We start from the raw sequence: 14,429 nt of genomic DNA, 5'->3' as shown, positions 1-14,429 counted from the left end.
GCTCGAAGGACACGGCCGTCCCGTCTCGGCGGGGGCGCCCGGGCCCGCCCGGGGTGTCACCGGGCGGGCCCGTCCCCGCGCTACGCGGGGCTCCTGCCTTCAGCGGCAGGAGTCGCTTACTTCTCGGCCGCGGTGTCGGCCTCGACGGCGTCGTCGAAGGGGTTCTCGACGAGGGCGTTCGAGTGGGTGGCGGAGAGGTGGGCGAGCTGACCCTGGTCGGCGATCGGGCTGAACACCTTGTTGTGCTCCATGAGATGGATCTCCATTCGGTCGGATCGATCGGGTGTCGGTCGCGGCGGTGGTGCGTGCCGCAGCACAGACACTAATGAATATGATTTTCATTCCGCAATAGCCGGAGAGGATCGAGAGGGTGATCTGGGTAACAGACGGGCCAGCCGCCCTCGTCATCGATCCCCACCCGGCCGTCCACGCCGAGGACTTCGGCCAGCAGGCGACGGTTGACCACCTCGGCCGGGGGTCCGTCGGCGGCGACGCGGCCCTCCCGGAGCGCGACGATCCGATCGGCGAAGCGAGCGGCGTGGTTGAGGTCGTGCAGCACCATCACCACCGTCAGCCGGCGTTCCGCGCGGAGCCGTACGACTGTCTGGAGCACCTCCAGCTGGTGCCGCAGATCGAGATAGGTGGTCGGCTCGTCAAGGAAGAGCACGGGCGCGTCCTGGGCCAGCGCCATGGCCAGCCGGACACGTTGGCGTTCGCCTCCCGACAACGCGTCCACGGGCCGGTCGGCCCAGGCGGTGACACCGACGTCCGCGAGCGCCCGGGATGTCACCTCGTCGTCGCCCTCCCGCAGCATCCCGAGCGGTCCCCGGGTGGCATAGCGCCCCTGCCGCACGAGTTGCCGCACAGTCAGTCCAGGCACGGACGGTGCCGACTGGTGCAGCAGCGCCACGCGCCGGGCGGCGGTGCGGCGGGACAGCCGCGCCACGTCGTCGCCGTCGAGCAGGACGCGCCCGCCGCTCGGAGTGAGCAGTCCGGCGGCGAGTTTGAGGAAGGTGCTCTTGCCGCAGCCGTTGAGCCCGATCAGGGCGACCAGTTCGCCCGTCCGGATGCTCAGGTCCACCCCGCGCAGCACCGGGCGTCCGGGGTAGCCGAAGGCCAGATCCTCCGCCCGGACGACCTCCGGGGTTTTCGGTGTCGCGCTCGTCATCGCGCTCTTCTCCACTGTTCTCTCCCTCGCTCTCTCCGCTCTCTCCGCTCTCTCCCTCATCTCTCGTCCGCCCGTCGCCGCGCCACGACCATCAGCAGCCCCGCCCCCACGCAGGTCGTCAGGGCGCCGACCGGGAGGGTCAGCCGGTCCGCGTCGAACGCGGTGGCCAGCAGCGGGGACAGCAGTTGGGCAACGGTGTCCGCGCCGCACACCACGGCCGCGCCGAGCAGTGCGGCACCCGGAAGCGTGACGCGCAGATCGGCGCCGAAGACGGCCAGCGCCAGATGGGGCACCAGCAGTCCCACGAACCCGAGGGCGCCCACCGCCGACACGGCACCGGCCGTCAGCGCCACCGCGCACACGAGTGCCGCTCCCCGGCCCCGACCGGTGGCCAGACCTGCGGCGGCGGCCTGCTCGTCACCGCAGCGCAGCAGGGTCAACGGCCCGGCGAGCAGCCAGGCCGCCGCGCCCCAGAAGGCGGCCCACGGCCAGAGCAGATTCCAGTGCTGCCAGACCCGGCCCTCGGTGGAGCCGATCAACCACTGCACGACACTGCCGAGTTCGCCGGGGGCCACGAGCAGGACCACTGCGGTGAGTCCGGCGAGCACCGCCGACACGAGGACCCCGTAGACGGCGGTCTGCTCCGGGTCGCCCCGGTCCCGCCCTGCGAGCAGCCACAGCAGGCCCGCCCCGGCGAAGCCGCCGACGCAGGCCGCCACGACCACGGCCGTGGGGGACTCCCAGCCCGCGAGGCCGAGGCCGGTCGCGGTCACCGCACCGAGCACCGCGCCGGGCGTGACGCCGGTGACCTCGGGTCCGGCCAGCGGGTTGCGCAGAGCAGACTGGAGCACGAGTCCGGCCACCCCGAGGCAGGCCCCGGCAACCAGGGCCACCAGCATGCGGGGCAAACGGAGTTGGAGCACGATGTGCTCGGCGGTGGGATCGTCGCCGACCCCGAGCAGCACGGCACGTACGCCCTCGGGAGTGACGCCCCGGCCGGCGAAGAGCCCGGCGCAGGCGACCGCGGCGACGAGCAGCGCCAGGCCGCCCATCCGGACGCCCGGCGCACGCAGGGCCCGGCGGGCGCGGTGGGCCGGGTCGGGCGCGGTGTCGACCAAGGTCATCGTTCCGCCTTCCGCAGTACGGGAGCGGGGACGTCCGGCAGCGCCACCGGTGCGGGCAGGGGAACGGGCTCCCGGCCCCGGGCGGGCCGGCACCCCCGCTTCAGCAGCAGGACCCCGACCGGCACCCCGACCAGTGCGGTCCAGGCGCCAACCGGCGTCTCGACCGGGGCGAGCGCCAGCCGGGCCGGCTGGTCGGCGCAGAGCACGACGATCGCGCCGCAGACGGCGGACCGGACGAGCCACCCGGCCGCGCCGCCGTCCGGGCTCAGGCGGCGTGCGAGGTGCGGGGCGAGGAAGCCGACCCAGGCCACCGGTCCGCAGACCGCGACGACAGGGGCGATGAGGACGACGGCGATGCCGAGCGCGGCCACCCGCGCCCGCTCCACCCGTACGCCCAGCGCACGGGCGTCGTCGTCGCCCAGCCGCAGCACCCCGAGCACCGGCACGCACAGCACCAGCGCCGGGACGGCCACGGCGAGCCAGGGCAGCAGACCGGTGACGTCGTCCCAGGTGCGGGCGGACAGACTGCCCAGCAGATAGCGGTAGATGAGCTGGAGGTCGAGCTGGTCGGCCATGACCATGAGCACCAGCAGACCCGCCTGGAGCGCGGCGGCCACGGCTGCCCCGGTCAGCAGGACGGCCGAGGGACTCCGCCCGAAACCGGCGGCGACCAGGGTGAGCAGACCGCCGAGCGCCGCCCCCGCCAGGGCGAGGAACGGCTGCAACCCGAGGGGCACGGCCAGGGAGAGGACCAGCGGCGCGGCGACGCCCAGGGCGGCCCCGGAGGAGACCCCCAGCATCTCCGGCACGGCCAGCGGATTGCGCAGGGCCTCCTGGAGGACGAGGCCCGCCGCCCCCAGGCAGGCGCCCGCGATCAGGGCCAACACCATCCGGGGCAGCCGGAGTTCGGTGACGACGAGCCCTGCGAGCCCGTCGGACCCCAGCGTGGCCGGGAGCCTGGCGGGCGGGACGTACGGCGTGCCGAGGCTGAGCGCGCAGACCGCGCTCACCAGGGCGGCCGCGCCCAGGCAGAACAGCGTCGCAGGCGGACGCCTCACCGCAGTGCGGCCGTCGCCTCGTCGAGGACGACGCCCAGGGACCGGGTGCCGCGCCCCTTGGCCCACACCTCGGAGTCGACCTCGATGACCTTGCCGTTCTTCACGGCCGGGATACGGGACCAGAGGGGGTTCTTCGCCAGCTTGTCGGACAGCTTGCCGTCCGGCGCGCCGAAGGACAGGGTCTCCACGAACAGGACGTCGACGTCGCGGGCGAGGATCTCCTCCAGGCTGTAACTGCCGTCGACGCCCCGGCTCTTCCAGGGGTAGTGGGAGATCTTCGGGAACAGTCCGGCCGCCACATCGGTCTCCGGGGTGGCCACCCCGAAGTTCTCGTCGCTGCCGAAGACGATCAGGGAAGTCTTGTCGCTCTTTTCCTTCTCCGCCCGGGCCAGGCGGGTACGGAAGGTCTTCTCCGCCTTCTCGCCCTCTGCCGTGCGGCCGGTGAGCGCGGCGAGGTCCCGCAGGTAGCCGACGCTGTCCTGCCAGGATCCGGGCTGCACCGGCCAGAAGGTCGTGGCGCCCTTCAGCGCGGGGGCCAGCTTGCCGTGCGTGTCCTCCAGGCCGATGACCAGGTCGGGCTTGTGGGACAGGATCGCCTCCACCTCGGGGCTGAGGAAGCCGCCGGGCACGACCGGTATCTTCGCCGCCTTCTCCTTGCCGAGGAACTCCGGGTGCGCGAGCACCTGGGAATTGGTGGCAGTGGGGGTCAGGCCCAGCTCGACGAGGATGTCGTCGCAGAGGGCGACCAGGCAGACGATCTTCTCCGGCGGCTTCGGCAGGGAGACCGTGACGCCCTTGGCGTCGGTGATCCGGGTGGCGGCCTCGATGGGCCGCACCTCCGTGCTCGTAAGGGCTCCGGCACCGGCCGCAGCGGCCGGCGCCCCGGGGTCGGGGTCGGCGTTCTCGGTGCCGCAGCCGGCCAGCACGCCTCCCAGTACGGCGATCGCGGCCCAGCGGCGGACTCTCAGCGCGGTTCGTGGCATCGACGGTCCCTCAACGTTCCTGTGCGGTCCCGGGGATGCGGCAGAGCGGGCGGCGGAGTCCCGGGAGCGATCCCCACCACAAGCCGGAACCTTACACATGATTATCATTTCCAATAAAGTCAGCGAGGTTTCCGCCGATCCCAGGAGTCCGCCATGCCGCACACCCCACACCTCTCGCCCCACGCTCCGCCGCGTCTGCTGGTCTCCGACCATGTCGCGGGGCGGATCAGCCTGCTGGACCTCCCGGACGGCACGGAGCGGGCGGAGTTGAACCACCGGCACCTCTCCGAGCACGCGGGCTTCCTCGCCCTGCCGGACGGCCTCACGGCCTGCGTGGACGACCGGGCGGGCGAGTTGCTGGTCCTCGACCCCTACGGTCCGGACGCCGGCCGGCCGCTGGTGCGGCGGCGGATACCGGTCGCCGTCCCCGCCGAGCATCTGGCGGCGGACCCGGGAGGGCGGCGCCTCGCGGTGACGACCGGCCTCGGCCGCAACGAGGAGGCGTGGACGGGACTGCTGACGGCCGTCGATCTCGACGCACCGGACGGCGCCGTCGCCGTACGCGTACGGGGGCGGACCGGCGAGCCGGGGGTCACGGTCCTCGGCGGTCCGTCCCCGCTCGTGGTGCTGCGCCACCGGGAGCCGGGCGAACTACTGGTCCACCGGCACCCGGAGCTGATGCGCTCGGCCCCCTCCTGCCCACCGGCGGCACCGGCGCGGCGGATCGCCCTGCCGGACGGCGACGGACACGGCGACGCCCATGACCCGCTCACCGGGCGGGTGTTCGCCGCCGCGGGGTCGGGGGTGCACCGCGCACGGCGGAAGGGGGACGACCTCGCCGCCGAAGACCCCCTCTCCTGGTCCGCCGACGGGCGGTCCGGCGGGCGCGGCTACTACCTGCGGCTCGACCCCGTACGGCGGATGCTGTGGTCGTGCGTGCGGGGCGGGTCGGGCGACCCCGGGCATTGGCCGGACTGGTCCAACGACGCCTGGTGGCACCACCTCGACACGGGGGCCACGGGCCGGCTGGAGCTGGGCCCCGGACTGGTGTTCCGGCTCGCGGTGACCTCCCGGCACATCGCGTACGCCCGGGTCCACCCGGACGGCGACGAACTCATCCTGCTCTCCGCGCCCCCGGCCGCCGGATCCCGCCCGGAGGTCGGCGCGCGGCTGCCCCTGCCCGCCATGGCGGGTGCGCCGCAACCCGGCGGAACCCCCTGGGACGGCGTGCAGCGGCGGGCCGTCGCCGCCTCCCCCGGCGGGGGTCTGGTCGCGGTCAGCCGGGGCGGCCACGGCGAGGTCCATGTCTTCGACGCGGACCGGGCGGCCCCGCTCACGACCCTGACCGTCCCGACACCCCTGGACGACGGGGGCCATCTCGCCCTGGTCACGCCCGGGGACGGAGCGGACGCCGATCCGGTCGGCCGCTGAGAGCGGCGTCGCGGGTGGGGGCACGGCGAGGTCCGCCGTGCCACCACCCGCCCTTGCGGCGAGCTCAGCCCGGGGGCACCGGGGCGGCGGCCGACGTCACCAGGAGGACTTGGTGACCCCTGGCAGGAACCCCGCGTGGGCCTGCTGACGCATCCGGACCCGGGAGAGGCCGAACCTGCGCAGGTACCCCCGGGGCCTGCCGTCGACGCTGTCCCGGTTCCGGACCCGGGTGGCGCTGGCATCGCGTGGCTGACGCCGCAACTCCTCGACGGCCGCGACCCGTTCGCCCTCCGGCGTACCGGGCCGGCGGATGATCTCCTTCAGCTCGGCCCTGCGGGCCGCGTAGCGCTCGACGGTCGCCCGGCGCCTGTCGTTCTGGGCGATCTTGCTCTTCTTCGCCATCAGGCCCTCCCTCCCCGTGTCCTCGCCATCAGACCTTCCCTCCTCGCGCGCGGATGCGTGCGACCGCGGCTTCGATGCCGATGCTGTCCACGGTCTTGATCGCCCGGGCGCTCAGCGTGAGGCGCACATAGCGCCCCTCACCGGGCAACCAGTACCGCTTGCGCTGGATATTCGGGTCGAACCGGCGGGACGTCCGGCGGTGCGAGTGGGAGATGTTGTTGCCGAATCCCGGCTTGGAGCCGGTCAGTTGGCAGTGGGCGGACATGAAAGTTACCTGCCTCTCCTTCGACGCATCCATTATTGAAAATGGAAACCATTGCCATATAGTAGCGCCCATGGCTCGCAACGATGTACGCCCGATCATCAAGCTCCGCTCCACCGCAGGGACCGGCTACACCTACGTCACCCGTAAGAACCGGCGGAACGACCCCGACCGGATGGTCCTGCGCAAGTACGACCCGGTCGCCCGCCGCCATGTCGACTTCCGCGAGGAGCGCTGAAGCGCTCCCCCGGCCCGCCCTGCCCCTGAAGCCCCACCTCGAGGACACCGTCATGAAGCCCGGAATCCACCCCTCCTACGGCCCCGTCGTCTTCCGCGACAAGGCCGCCGACTTCGCGTTCCTGACCCGCTCGACCATGGCCAGCGACCGCACCGTCACCTGGGAGGACGGCAACACCTACCCGGTGGTCGACGTGGAGATCTCCTCCGCGAGCCACCCCTTCTACACCGGCACCGCCCGCGTCCTGGACACCGCCGGACGCGTCGAGCGCTTCGAGCGCCGTTACGGACGCGGTGAGGCCCGGTGAGCGGGCACCGCACGGAACTGCCCGTCGTCATCGTCTGCGGCCTGCACTCCGAGGCGCGCCGCGACGTGGTGGAAGGGCTGCTGCGGGACGTACCGCACAGCGTCGCGCTGCACCACGACCTGTCGACGGCCACCGCCGGGACGGTCCACCGCTCCCTGCGGGACGCCGGCGGCGAGCTGACCTCCGGGGAAGCTCCGCTGGTGAACGCATGCGCCTGCTGCGCGCTGCGCGAGGACCTCGTCCCGGAACTCGAACGGCTCGCGGCGGACGGGGTGACCCGGCTCGCCGTCCTGGAGCTGTGGGACTCGGTCGAGCCGAAGTCCATGGCCGAGGTGATCGCCGCGCACACCGACGCGGCCGAGGTGACCAACGTGTTCGCGGCGGTCGACCCCACACTCGTCCTGCCCTGCCTCTCCAACGGCGACGATCTCGCCGAGGCCGGGCTCGCGGCCGCGCCGGCCGACCAGCGGACCATCGGCGACACCTGGGCCCGGCAGGTGGAGTACGCCCCCGTCCTGGCCGTGGCGGCGAGCCCGGCGGCCGACGACGAGGACCGCGCGCTGATCCGGCAGTTGAACCCGATGGCTCGTCAGGCACGGTCCGGATCAGCCGAGTTGGCCCGACTCGCGTTCGCCGGGTTCGACGTGGAGGCGGCGGCAGCGGGCCAGCACCCGGCCTGCGCGCTGCTGCCGCAGGAGGCGGAGGAGGCCGGGGTGGGCACGCTGGTCTGGCGGCGGCACCGGCCCTTCCACCCCGAGCGCCTGCTCGACGCGCTGGAGGACCTGAGTTGCGCGGCGGCGCGCAGCCGGGGCCGGTTCTGGCTCGCGGACCGGCCCGACACCCTGCTCTCCTGGGATGCCGCGGGCGGCGCGCTCTGTGTGGAAAACACCGGCCCCTGGCTCGCCTCGCTCCCGGACGCCGCCTGGTCCACGGTGCCGCCCTACCGGCGGGCGGCCGCCGCACTGGACTGGCACCCCGAGCACGGCGACTGCTGCCAGCACCTGGTCTTCGTCTCCCCCGGCCTCGACCGCGAGGGACTGACCGGTCTGCTGGACTCCTGCCTGCTCACGGACGAGGAGTACGGGTCGGGGCGGGAGGCGTGGAAGAGCCTGCCCGCCGCGTTCGACGCCCTCCTCGACCCGGTCCACTGACCTCGCACGCACACCCACCACCCCTCAGCACACCCGGCACACCCACCACTCCGAGCGCACCCAGCGCACCTAGCACGAGGAAGCCTCATGGCACGTCAACAGGACCCCCGCAAGCCGCTCAAGAACCGGCCGAACCCCCTGGATGCCGCCGGGATCACGTACATCGACTACAAGGACACCGACCTGCTGCGGCGGTTCATCTCCGACCGGGGCAAGATCCGCAGCCGCCGGGTCACCCGGATCAGCGCCCAGCAGCAGCGCCAGATGGCAGCCGCCATCAAGAACGCCCGCGAGATGGCCCTGCTCCCGTACTCCGGATCCGCGGCGGGCAAGTAGCACGCGGTGCCCCCGCGAGGTCCCCGCCCCGCGGCGGGGGCGCGTTCACGGCTCGGGATGCACCACCACGGCACCCCGGCGACCATGGACGCATGGGCAGAGACATCCCGGAGAAGAGCGCCCCGGGTCCGACGTCGTCGGATCCGGGAACAGCGGGCCGACCGGGCGGTCCGCCGAACCAGGGCCTCGCGCTCGCCGCCATGCTGTTCGCCGTGTCGATGACGTTCATCGACCAGACCATCGTCGCGATCGCCGCCCCCGACATCATCGACGAACTCGGGCTCACCTCCTCACAGATGCAGTGGGTCGTCAACGCCTATCTGCTCACGCTCGCCGCCTTCTTCGCGCTGGGCGGGCGGTTGTCCGACATCTTCGGGCACCGCCGCGTGATGCTGATCGGCACGCTGACCTTCGTCATCGCCTCCGCGCTCTGCGGCGCGGTGCCCTCCGGCGACATCGCGCAGGCGTGGCTGATCGGCTTCCGGGCCGTCCAGGGCATCGGTGCGGCCCTGATGTTCCCCGCCGCGCTCGCCGTGGTCATCGCCGTCTTCCCGGTGGAGCGGCGCGGGCGGGCGCTGGCGCTCTTCTTCGGGGTCTCCGGGGCGCTCACGGCGGTCGGGCCGCTGCTCGGCGGCTGGCTCACCGCGTGGACCTGGCGGGCGATCTTCTGGGTCAACGTTCCGATCGCGGTCATCGCCGTCGTACTGGCGCTGCTGGCCCGCATCCCGGACCGGACCCGCCGTGAACCGCTGGACCTGCCCGGAGCGGTGCTGGTCGCCGTCGGCATGGGGCTGACGGTGCTGGGCCTGCAGCAGGCGTCGACGTGGGGCTGGGACTCCGTCGCCACCTGGGCGTGCATCGCGGGCGGTCTTGTGGTGCTGGCGGTCTTCTGCCGCTTCGAGCTGCGCACCCGCTTCCCGTTGATCAAGCTGCGGGTCTTCCGTGACCTGGCGTTCAGCGTCGACAACGCCGTGTTGTTCTTCGCCATGATGGCGTTCGTCCCGGTGTTCTTCTTCGCCTCCGTGTACGCGCAGGTCTCGCTCAGCGCGTCGCCGAACCAGGCCGCGCTGTACCTCCTGTACTTCTTCATCGGGTTCGGGCTGGCCTCCCAGTGGGGCGGCCGGATCCTCGACAAGCGCGGCGCCCGGCCGGCGATGAAGCTCGGCACGGCGCTCGGCGCGGTCGGGTTCGCCCTGTGGGCGGGGAAGTTGACGACGCTGTCCATGCACGACCAGTGGCTGTACGCGGCCATGGCCGGCGCGGGGATCGGCCTGCTGCTGGCGCCGGCCTCGACGGACGCGGTGAACCGGGCGATCGACGCCAGTTACGGCGAGGTCACCGGCATCACCCAGACCGTGCGCAACTTCGCGGCCAGCATCGGTCTGGCCGTCTTCGGCACCATGCTCACCCATACGACGATCACCAAGGTGGGCGAGACCCTGCGGGACAAGGGGGTGCCGGACGCGGCGTCGCAGGATGCCGCCGAGTCCATCGCCCAGTCGGTGACCGGCCAGGCGGACTCCCGGGGGCCGTCCGGCTCGGGACCGGTGGCGGAGACCGTGCGGGACTCGATGTCGGCGATCCGGATGGACTTCGCCGAGGCGAACCAGTGGGTGTTCTACGGGATGGCCATCGCCCTGGGCATCGCGTTCCTGATCTCGCTGCGCCATCCAGGAACCCGGGTGACGCAGGATTCCCCCGACTAGCGGGGGACGCGCCCGGGGTCGGCCGGGTCCGGTGACCACCGACCGGGACGGGTCGCTGCCGGCCGCGGCGGAACGGCTGGGGCGACCGCGGGGCTCCCGGTCATCGTGGACGGGGGCCGGCGTGTGCGGGGAACGCCGGACGGGGCGGAACTGCCGGTACGGGGCCGGGCGGGGACAGTGTCGTACCCCGTCACCCCGGCGTCGGCACGCCCCGGTGGGTCAGAACGCGAACACGGCGTTGCCATTCATGCTGCCGGCCATCTCGCAGGCGTTGCCGTAGGTGGTGCTGAACTGGACCGGCTTGCCCTGCCAGACGCCGTGGGCGGTCACCACGACCGGATCCCACTGGCGGGTACAGGTCCGGTTCGACGGGCCGGCGGTGAGTTCGGAGAACTTCCCCTGGACCGCGGCCAGTTCCTTGCAGGCCGCGGCGGGAGCGGGGTGCGTCCCCTCGGCGGTGGGGGCGCAGGCGAGCGTCACGGCCCGCTCGACGGTGGCGGTCAGCGGGTCCTCGCCGCGGGCGACGGTGAGGACGAGCGCGGACGGTGCGTAGAGGCTCTCCGTCTTCGCCGGAGCGGCCTGCGCGGTAGCGGTTGCGAGACCACCGAACAGAAGCGTGCTCGCCGTAATGGTTGCGAAGATGGCGTGAGAGTTGCGGTGCATTGGTGAAAACTCCTTGGTCGAGTACCTGATTGCGGTCAGGAGTCTTACGCATGCGGAAAGACCGAATGGTCATTCGGGCAGCTCAGAAGCCTCGCGCGGGCCGTCCAGCATATGGACATTCTCCGGCGGTTCAATCCGAAACAACTGCCTGACCTGCAAATACGCCGAAACCTCTCGATGCGCCAAACCGCCGCTTCGGCCGGAAAGTACCGCCGTTCGAGGGCGCCGGCACCCATCAGCACCTCCGGCGACCACGTCGACGGCGACAGCCGGGCGGCCGGCGAGCCAGCGGAAGGTCACGCGGAGGATACGATTCCGAATCCCCCTTGACCAGGGCAATTTAGGTTAGGCTAACCTCACGGTCGTGATCGCTCCTGCCCTCGACCGAGAAGACCCACCGCCACGGCCCTCCGCGCCCGCTGCCGGTGCCACCGCACTGCCCGCCGACGACGCGGGCCTCGACGCCCGCGACATGACGATCGCGTACGACGGCACCGATGTCGTGCACGCCGCCGACCTCCGGCTGCCGCGCGGTCGCGTCACCGCCCTCATCGGGCCGAACGGCAGCGGGAAGTCCACCCTGTTGCGGGCCGTGGCCCGGCTGCACAAGGCCCGTACCGGCAGGGTGACCGTGGCGGGCCAGGGCGAGGACGGCGCGCCCGTCGACGCCCTCGCCCTGTCCCGCTCCGACTTCGCCCGCCGCGTCACCCTGCTCGCGCAGAGCCGCAACGCACCGGCCGGGCTCAGCGTGCGCGACGTGGTCGGATTCGGCCGGCACCCCTACCGGGGCCGGATCCGGGGAGCCGACCCGGACGGCGCCCGGATGGTAGAACACGCGCTCACCGTCACCAACCTCACCGACTTCGCCGACCGCGGGGTGGAGAGCCTGTCCGGCGGGCAGTTGCAGCGCGTCTGGTTCGCCTGCTGCCTGGCCCAGGACACCGATGTCCTCCTCCTCGACGAGCCGACCACCTATCTCGACCTGCGCTACCAGGTCGAGATCCTCGACCTCGTCCGCGACCTCGCCGACACCCACGGCGTCACCGTCGGCGTCGTGCTCCACGACCTGGACCAGGCCGCCGCCGTGGCCGACCAGGTCGTCCTCCTCTCGTCCGGGCGCATCGTCGCCGCGGGAACACCCGCCGAGGTGTACGCCCCCGAGCGGCTCACCGACGCGTACGGCATCCGTATCGACGTCGAACTCGACTCCCCCACCGGCATCCCGCGCACCCGCGCGGTCGGCCGCCACCACCTTCGTACCGAAAGGCCCTGAACACCCTCATGAAGAACCAGCACCTGACGTGGCCCGTCCTCGCCGCCGCGGCCGCCCTCGCCCTGACGGCGTGCGGCACCACCGAGGCGCCGAAGAAGGAGTCCGCCGGGGACAGCGCGGTGACGGTCACCGACTCCCGCGGTAAGAAGATCACCCTCGACGGGCCGGCCAAGCGCGTCGTCGGCACCGAGTGGAACGTCGTCGAGAGCCTGGTGACCCTCGGCGTGCAGCCGGTCGGCGTCGCCGACGTCAAGGGCTACACCGCGTACAACACGGCGGCCCCGCTCACCAAGGGCGTCAAGGACATAGGCACCCGGGGCGAGCCCAGCGTCGCTACCGTGGCGAGCCTGAAGCCCGACCTCATCGTCGCCACCACCGACCTGTCCGACTCGGCCATCGCGCAACTGTCGAAGGCCGCCCCGGTCGCGGTGGTGCGCTCGGCCGACGCGAGCCGGCAGATCGACCAGATGGTCGACACCGTCGAGCTCATCGGACAGGCCACCGGCACCGAGGACAAGGCGAAGTCGGAGATCGCCTCCTTCCGCAAGGCGGTCGAGGGCGGGAAGAAGAAGCTCGCGGACGCGGGACTCGACGGCGAGAAGGTCGCCTTCGCCGACGGCTGGCAGGAGGGCAACCAGGTCTCGGTGCGCCCGTACGTCAAGGGCTCGCTGCTCTCCGACGTGAACACCGAACTCGGCCTCGTCGACCCGTGGAAGCTGGAGGGCGACAAGGCCTACGGCCTGGCGGCGACCGACGTCGAGGGCCTCACGAAGATCGGCGACGCGCAGTTCGCGTACATCGCCAACGACTCCGACGGCGGCGACCCGTTCGCCGACGGTCTCAAGGACAACGCGGTGTGGAAGTCCCTCCCGTTCGTCAAGAACGACGAGGTCCACCGGCTGCCCGACGGCATCTGGATGTTCGGCGGCACCGCGTCGATGCGCGAGTACATCGACGCCATCGTCGGCGCGCTGACCGCCTGACGATGAGCACCCGCACCACAACCGCCCCGCCCCCCCCCCGGGGGCCGGGGGGGGGGGGGGGGGGCGGGGGTGTCAGCAGGGTGCCCGGCGATTCCCTCGTTCGGGCGTGCCGTGGCGTGCCGTTGGGCGTGGCCCGGTCAGATGCGGACGCCGAACTGGAAGGTGCCCATGTAGTCCATCGACTCGTAGCGGACCACGGTGCCCGGCTTCGGGGCGTGCAGGATCTGGTTGTTGCCAGCGTAGAAGCCGACGTGCGACAGGCCGTTGAAGAAGACCAGGTCACCCGGCTTGAGCTGGCTGCGGCCGATCCGCTGGCCGTCGTTCTGCTGGGTGTACGTGGTCCGGGTGATGGAGACGCCGGCCTGGGCGAAGGCCCACTGCGTCAGCCCGGAGCAGTCGTAGGAGTTGGGGCCGGAGCCGCCGGAGACGTACGGCTTGCCGATCTGCGTGGCGGCGGCGCTCAGGGCGGCGGCGCCCATGTTGGAAGCCGGGGCCTCGTTGCCGAGTTCGACCCGGTCGCTGGCGGCGCGGCTGGCGCGCTGCTCCTCCTGGGCCATCTTGGTGCGCTCGGCCTGGGTCAGCGTGTTGAGGAGCTGCTGGGCGTCGGCCAGCTTGCCCTGGTACTTCTTCTTGTTCTCGCCGAGCGCCTTGCGGACGTCGGCGAGGTCGCCGAGCTTGTCCTGGGCTTCCTTGCGCTGCTGGGCGAGGGTGCGCTGCTTGGACTGGATCTTCTGCAGCGACTCCGTCTGCTTGACCGTCAGCTGGTCGAGCGCGGAGGCCTGGTCGAGGAAGCTGTCCGGGTCCGAGGCGAGGAAGAGGGCGACCGAGGGGTCGATGCCGCCGGAGCGGTACTGCGCGGTGGCGATCGAACCCAGCTCGGTGCGGAGCGTGTTGAGCTCGGCCTGGCCGCGGGCGACCTTGTCCTGGAGCGCGTCGACTTCCTTCTTCAGGTTGTCCTGCTGCTCCTTGGCCCCGTTGTACTTCTCGGTGGCGGCCTCGGCCTCGTGGTAGAGCTTGTCGACCTTCGCCTTGACCTCGCTCTTGCTCGGCTTGGGGTCGGCGTGGGCGGCCTGAGAAGTCAGGGCCACGGCCGCGGCGGCGGTCGCGGTGAGCACGGTCACGCGGGTGCGGCTCGGCTGCTTGGGACGACGGTGGGACGCCACGAAGGCGAGCTCCTTCTTCCTCAGAGCCGCCTACCGGGCTGTGGGGGAAAGAATCCCCGGCTCCGTGCACATGACGGACTCGGCGGTTCCTTCGCCGTCACCCCCAGTGGGTGATCAACCGTGCGAAGGTTCGAGGCCTGACCCTAGTGACCATCCTGTGATCAGTTCAAATCCTCACAGG

Annotated in this window: 17 protein-coding genes; 8 read left to right on the top strand and 9 right to left on the bottom strand. The window is 72.1% G+C overall.

Translation table 11 applies throughout. From position 1 onward, the window contains the following. Positions 1-116: 116 nt before the first annotated feature. From amiA to JS521_RS13605, 5 genes are all read right to left on the bottom strand, one after another. Positions 117-251, bottom strand: coding sequence for a streptamidine family RiPP (amiA, locus tag JS521_RS37195; protein ID WP_257136712.1), 135 nt, complete (start codon positions 249-251; stop codon positions 117-119). A gap of 71 nt (positions 252-322) precedes the next feature. Beyond that, positions 323-1,168 carry an ABC transporter ATP-binding protein gene (locus JS521_RS13620; protein WP_205083161.1) on the bottom strand — a complete coding sequence of 282 codons (846 nt, stop codon included), beginning with the start codon at positions 1,166-1,168 and terminating at the stop codon, positions 323-325. A 56-nt stretch (positions 1,169-1,224) separates the two neighbouring features. Further along, the gene (locus tag JS521_RS13615; protein ID WP_205083160.1) at positions 1,225-2,292 is read right to left on the bottom strand and encodes a FecCD family ABC transporter permease; all 1,068 of its coding nucleotides are present in this window, start codon (positions 2,290-2,292) and stop codon (positions 1,225-1,227) included. Then, positions 2,289-3,350: a FecCD family ABC transporter permease gene (locus JS521_RS13610; RefSeq protein WP_205083158.1), complete on the bottom strand. Its 1,062-nt coding sequence runs from the start codon at positions 3,348-3,350 to the stop codon at positions 2,289-2,291. The genes JS521_RS13615 and JS521_RS13610 overlap by 4 nt, the downstream gene beginning before the upstream one ends. Beyond that, entirely contained in the window at positions 3,347-4,333 is a 987-nt protein-coding gene (locus JS521_RS13605) for an ABC transporter substrate-binding protein (RefSeq protein ID WP_205083157.1), read from the bottom strand. Before JS521_RS13605 ends, JS521_RS13610 begins: the two co-directional genes overlap by 4 nt. A 153-nt stretch (positions 4,334-4,486) precedes the next feature. On the opposite strand from JS521_RS13605, the gene JS521_RS13600 reads away from it, so the two are divergent. Beyond that, positions 4,487-5,764 carry a hypothetical protein gene (locus tag JS521_RS13600; protein ID WP_205083155.1) on the top strand — a complete coding sequence of 426 codons (1,278 nt, stop codon included), beginning with the start codon at positions 4,487-4,489 and terminating at the stop codon, positions 5,762-5,764. 96 nt (positions 5,765-5,860) lie between these two features. On the opposite strand, the gene rpsN is transcribed toward JS521_RS13600, so the two are convergent. Together rpsN and rpmB are read right to left on the bottom strand one after the other, a co-directional pair. Next, positions 5,861-6,166, bottom strand: coding sequence for a 30S ribosomal protein S14 (gene rpsN / locus JS521_RS13595; RefSeq protein ID WP_205083153.1), 306 nt, complete (start codon positions 6,164-6,166; stop codon positions 5,861-5,863). A gap of 28 nt (positions 6,167-6,194) precedes the next feature. Continuing rightward, positions 6,195-6,431, bottom strand: coding sequence for a 50S ribosomal protein L28 (gene rpmB / locus JS521_RS13590; protein WP_205083152.1), 237 nt, complete (start codon positions 6,429-6,431; stop codon positions 6,195-6,197). Between the two features lie 70 nt (positions 6,432-6,501). Between rpmB and rpmG the strand changes: the two genes are divergently transcribed. The 5 genes from rpmG to JS521_RS13565 all read left to right on the top strand — a co-directional run bounded on the left by rpmG (position 6,502) and on the right by JS521_RS13565 (position 10,166). Then, entirely contained in the window at positions 6,502-6,666 is a 165-nt protein-coding gene (gene rpmG, locus JS521_RS13585; protein ID WP_200313759.1) for a 50S ribosomal protein L33, read from the top strand. A 52-nt stretch (positions 6,667-6,718) separates the two neighbouring features. After that, positions 6,719-6,973: a type B 50S ribosomal protein L31 gene (locus tag JS521_RS13580; RefSeq protein WP_205083150.1), complete on the top strand. Its 255-nt coding sequence runs from the start codon at positions 6,719-6,721 to the stop codon at positions 6,971-6,973. Then, positions 6,970-8,124 carry a CobW family GTP-binding protein gene (locus tag JS521_RS13575; protein WP_205083148.1) on the top strand — a complete coding sequence of 385 codons (1,155 nt, stop codon included), beginning with the start codon at positions 6,970-6,972 and terminating at the stop codon, positions 8,122-8,124. Before JS521_RS13580 ends, JS521_RS13575 begins: the two co-directional genes overlap by 4 nt. Positions 8,125-8,211: 87 nt before the next feature. Then, positions 8,212-8,460, top strand: coding sequence for a 30S ribosomal protein S18 (rpsR, locus tag JS521_RS13570; RefSeq protein WP_205083147.1), 249 nt, complete (start codon positions 8,212-8,214; stop codon positions 8,458-8,460). A 92-nt stretch (positions 8,461-8,552) separates the two neighbouring features. After that, positions 8,553-10,166 (top strand): MFS transporter, encoded by a 1,614-nt coding sequence (locus JS521_RS13565; protein ID WP_205083145.1) that lies wholly within the window; start codon positions 8,553-8,555, stop codon positions 10,164-10,166. A gap of 219 nt (positions 10,167-10,385) precedes the next feature. Here JS521_RS13565 and JS521_RS13560 read toward each other — a convergent pair whose 3' ends face one another. Beyond that, complete coding sequence (locus JS521_RS13560) at positions 10,386-10,829, bottom strand: subtilase-type protease inhibitor (protein ID WP_205083143.1); 444 nt, start codon at positions 10,827-10,829, stop codon at positions 10,386-10,388. A gap of 364 nt (positions 10,830-11,193) precedes the next feature. Between JS521_RS13560 and JS521_RS13555 the strand changes: the two genes are divergently transcribed. Both JS521_RS13555 and JS521_RS13550 read left to right on the top strand, forming a co-directional pair. Continuing rightward, entirely contained in the window at positions 11,194-12,102 is a 909-nt protein-coding gene (locus JS521_RS13555; RefSeq protein ID WP_205083142.1) for an ABC transporter ATP-binding protein, read from the top strand. Between the two features lie 8 nt (positions 12,103-12,110). After that, entirely contained in the window at positions 12,111-13,085 is a 975-nt protein-coding gene (locus JS521_RS13550) for an iron-siderophore ABC transporter substrate-binding protein (protein WP_205083141.1), read from the top strand. Between the two features lie 137 nt (positions 13,086-13,222). Here JS521_RS13550 and JS521_RS13545 read toward each other — a convergent pair whose 3' ends face one another. Further along, positions 13,223-14,248: a C40 family peptidase gene (locus JS521_RS13545; RefSeq protein WP_205083139.1), complete on the bottom strand. Its 1,026-nt coding sequence runs from the start codon at positions 14,246-14,248 to the stop codon at positions 13,223-13,225. Positions 14,249-14,429: the final 181 nt, after the last annotated feature.

Origin of the sequence: Streptomyces durocortorensis (genome assembly GCF_016901035.1) — a bacterium.
Taxonomy (GTDB): Bacteria; Actinomycetota; Actinomycetes; order Streptomycetales; family Streptomycetaceae; genus Streptomyces; species Streptomyces durocortorensis.
Note: the sequence above shows the minus strand (reverse complement) of the source record. Positions and strands in the feature narration are given on the sequence as shown.

Excerpts from the sequence above, each read along its gene's own strand:
- JS521_RS13615 (WP_205083160.1), bottom strand. The coding sequence starts at position 2,292 with ATGACCTTGGTCGACACCGCGCCCGACCCGGCCCACCGCGCCCGCCGG.
- JS521_RS13565 (WP_205083145.1), top strand. The coding sequence starts at position 8,553 with ATGGGCAGAGACATCCCGGAGAAGAGCGCCCCGGGTCCGACGTCGTCG.
- amiA (WP_257136712.1), bottom strand. The coding sequence starts at position 251 with ATGGAGCACAACAAGGTGTTCAGCCCGATCGCCGACCAGGGTCAGCTC.
- JS521_RS13580 (WP_205083150.1), top strand. The coding sequence starts at position 6,719 with ATGAAGCCCGGAATCCACCCCTCCTACGGCCCCGTCGTCTTCCGCGAC.
- JS521_RS13620 (WP_205083161.1), bottom strand. The coding sequence starts at position 1,168 with ATGACGAGCGCGACACCGAAAACCCCGGAGGTCGTCCGGGCGGAGGAT.
- rpsN (WP_205083153.1), bottom strand. The coding sequence starts at position 6,166 with ATGGCGAAGAAGAGCAAGATCGCCCAGAACGACAGGCGCCGGGCGACC.
- JS521_RS13600 (WP_205083155.1), top strand. The coding sequence starts at position 4,487 with ATGCCGCACACCCCACACCTCTCGCCCCACGCTCCGCCGCGTCTGCTG.
- JS521_RS13605 (WP_205083157.1), bottom strand. The coding sequence starts at position 4,333 with ATGCCACGAACCGCGCTGAGAGTCCGCCGCTGGGCCGCGATCGCCGTA.
- rpsR (WP_205083147.1), top strand. The coding sequence starts at position 8,212 with ATGGCACGTCAACAGGACCCCCGCAAGCCGCTCAAGAACCGGCCGAAC.
- JS521_RS13550 (WP_205083141.1), top strand. The coding sequence starts at position 12,111 with ATGAAGAACCAGCACCTGACGTGGCCCGTCCTCGCCGCCGCGGCCGCC.
- rpmG (WP_200313759.1), top strand. The coding sequence starts at position 6,502 with ATGGCTCGCAACGATGTACGCCCGATCATCAAGCTCCGCTCCACCGCA.
- rpmB (WP_205083152.1), bottom strand. The coding sequence starts at position 6,431 with ATGTCCGCCCACTGCCAACTGACCGGCTCCAAGCCGGGATTCGGCAAC.
- JS521_RS13560 (WP_205083143.1), bottom strand. The coding sequence starts at position 10,829 with ATGCACCGCAACTCTCACGCCATCTTCGCAACCATTACGGCGAGCACG.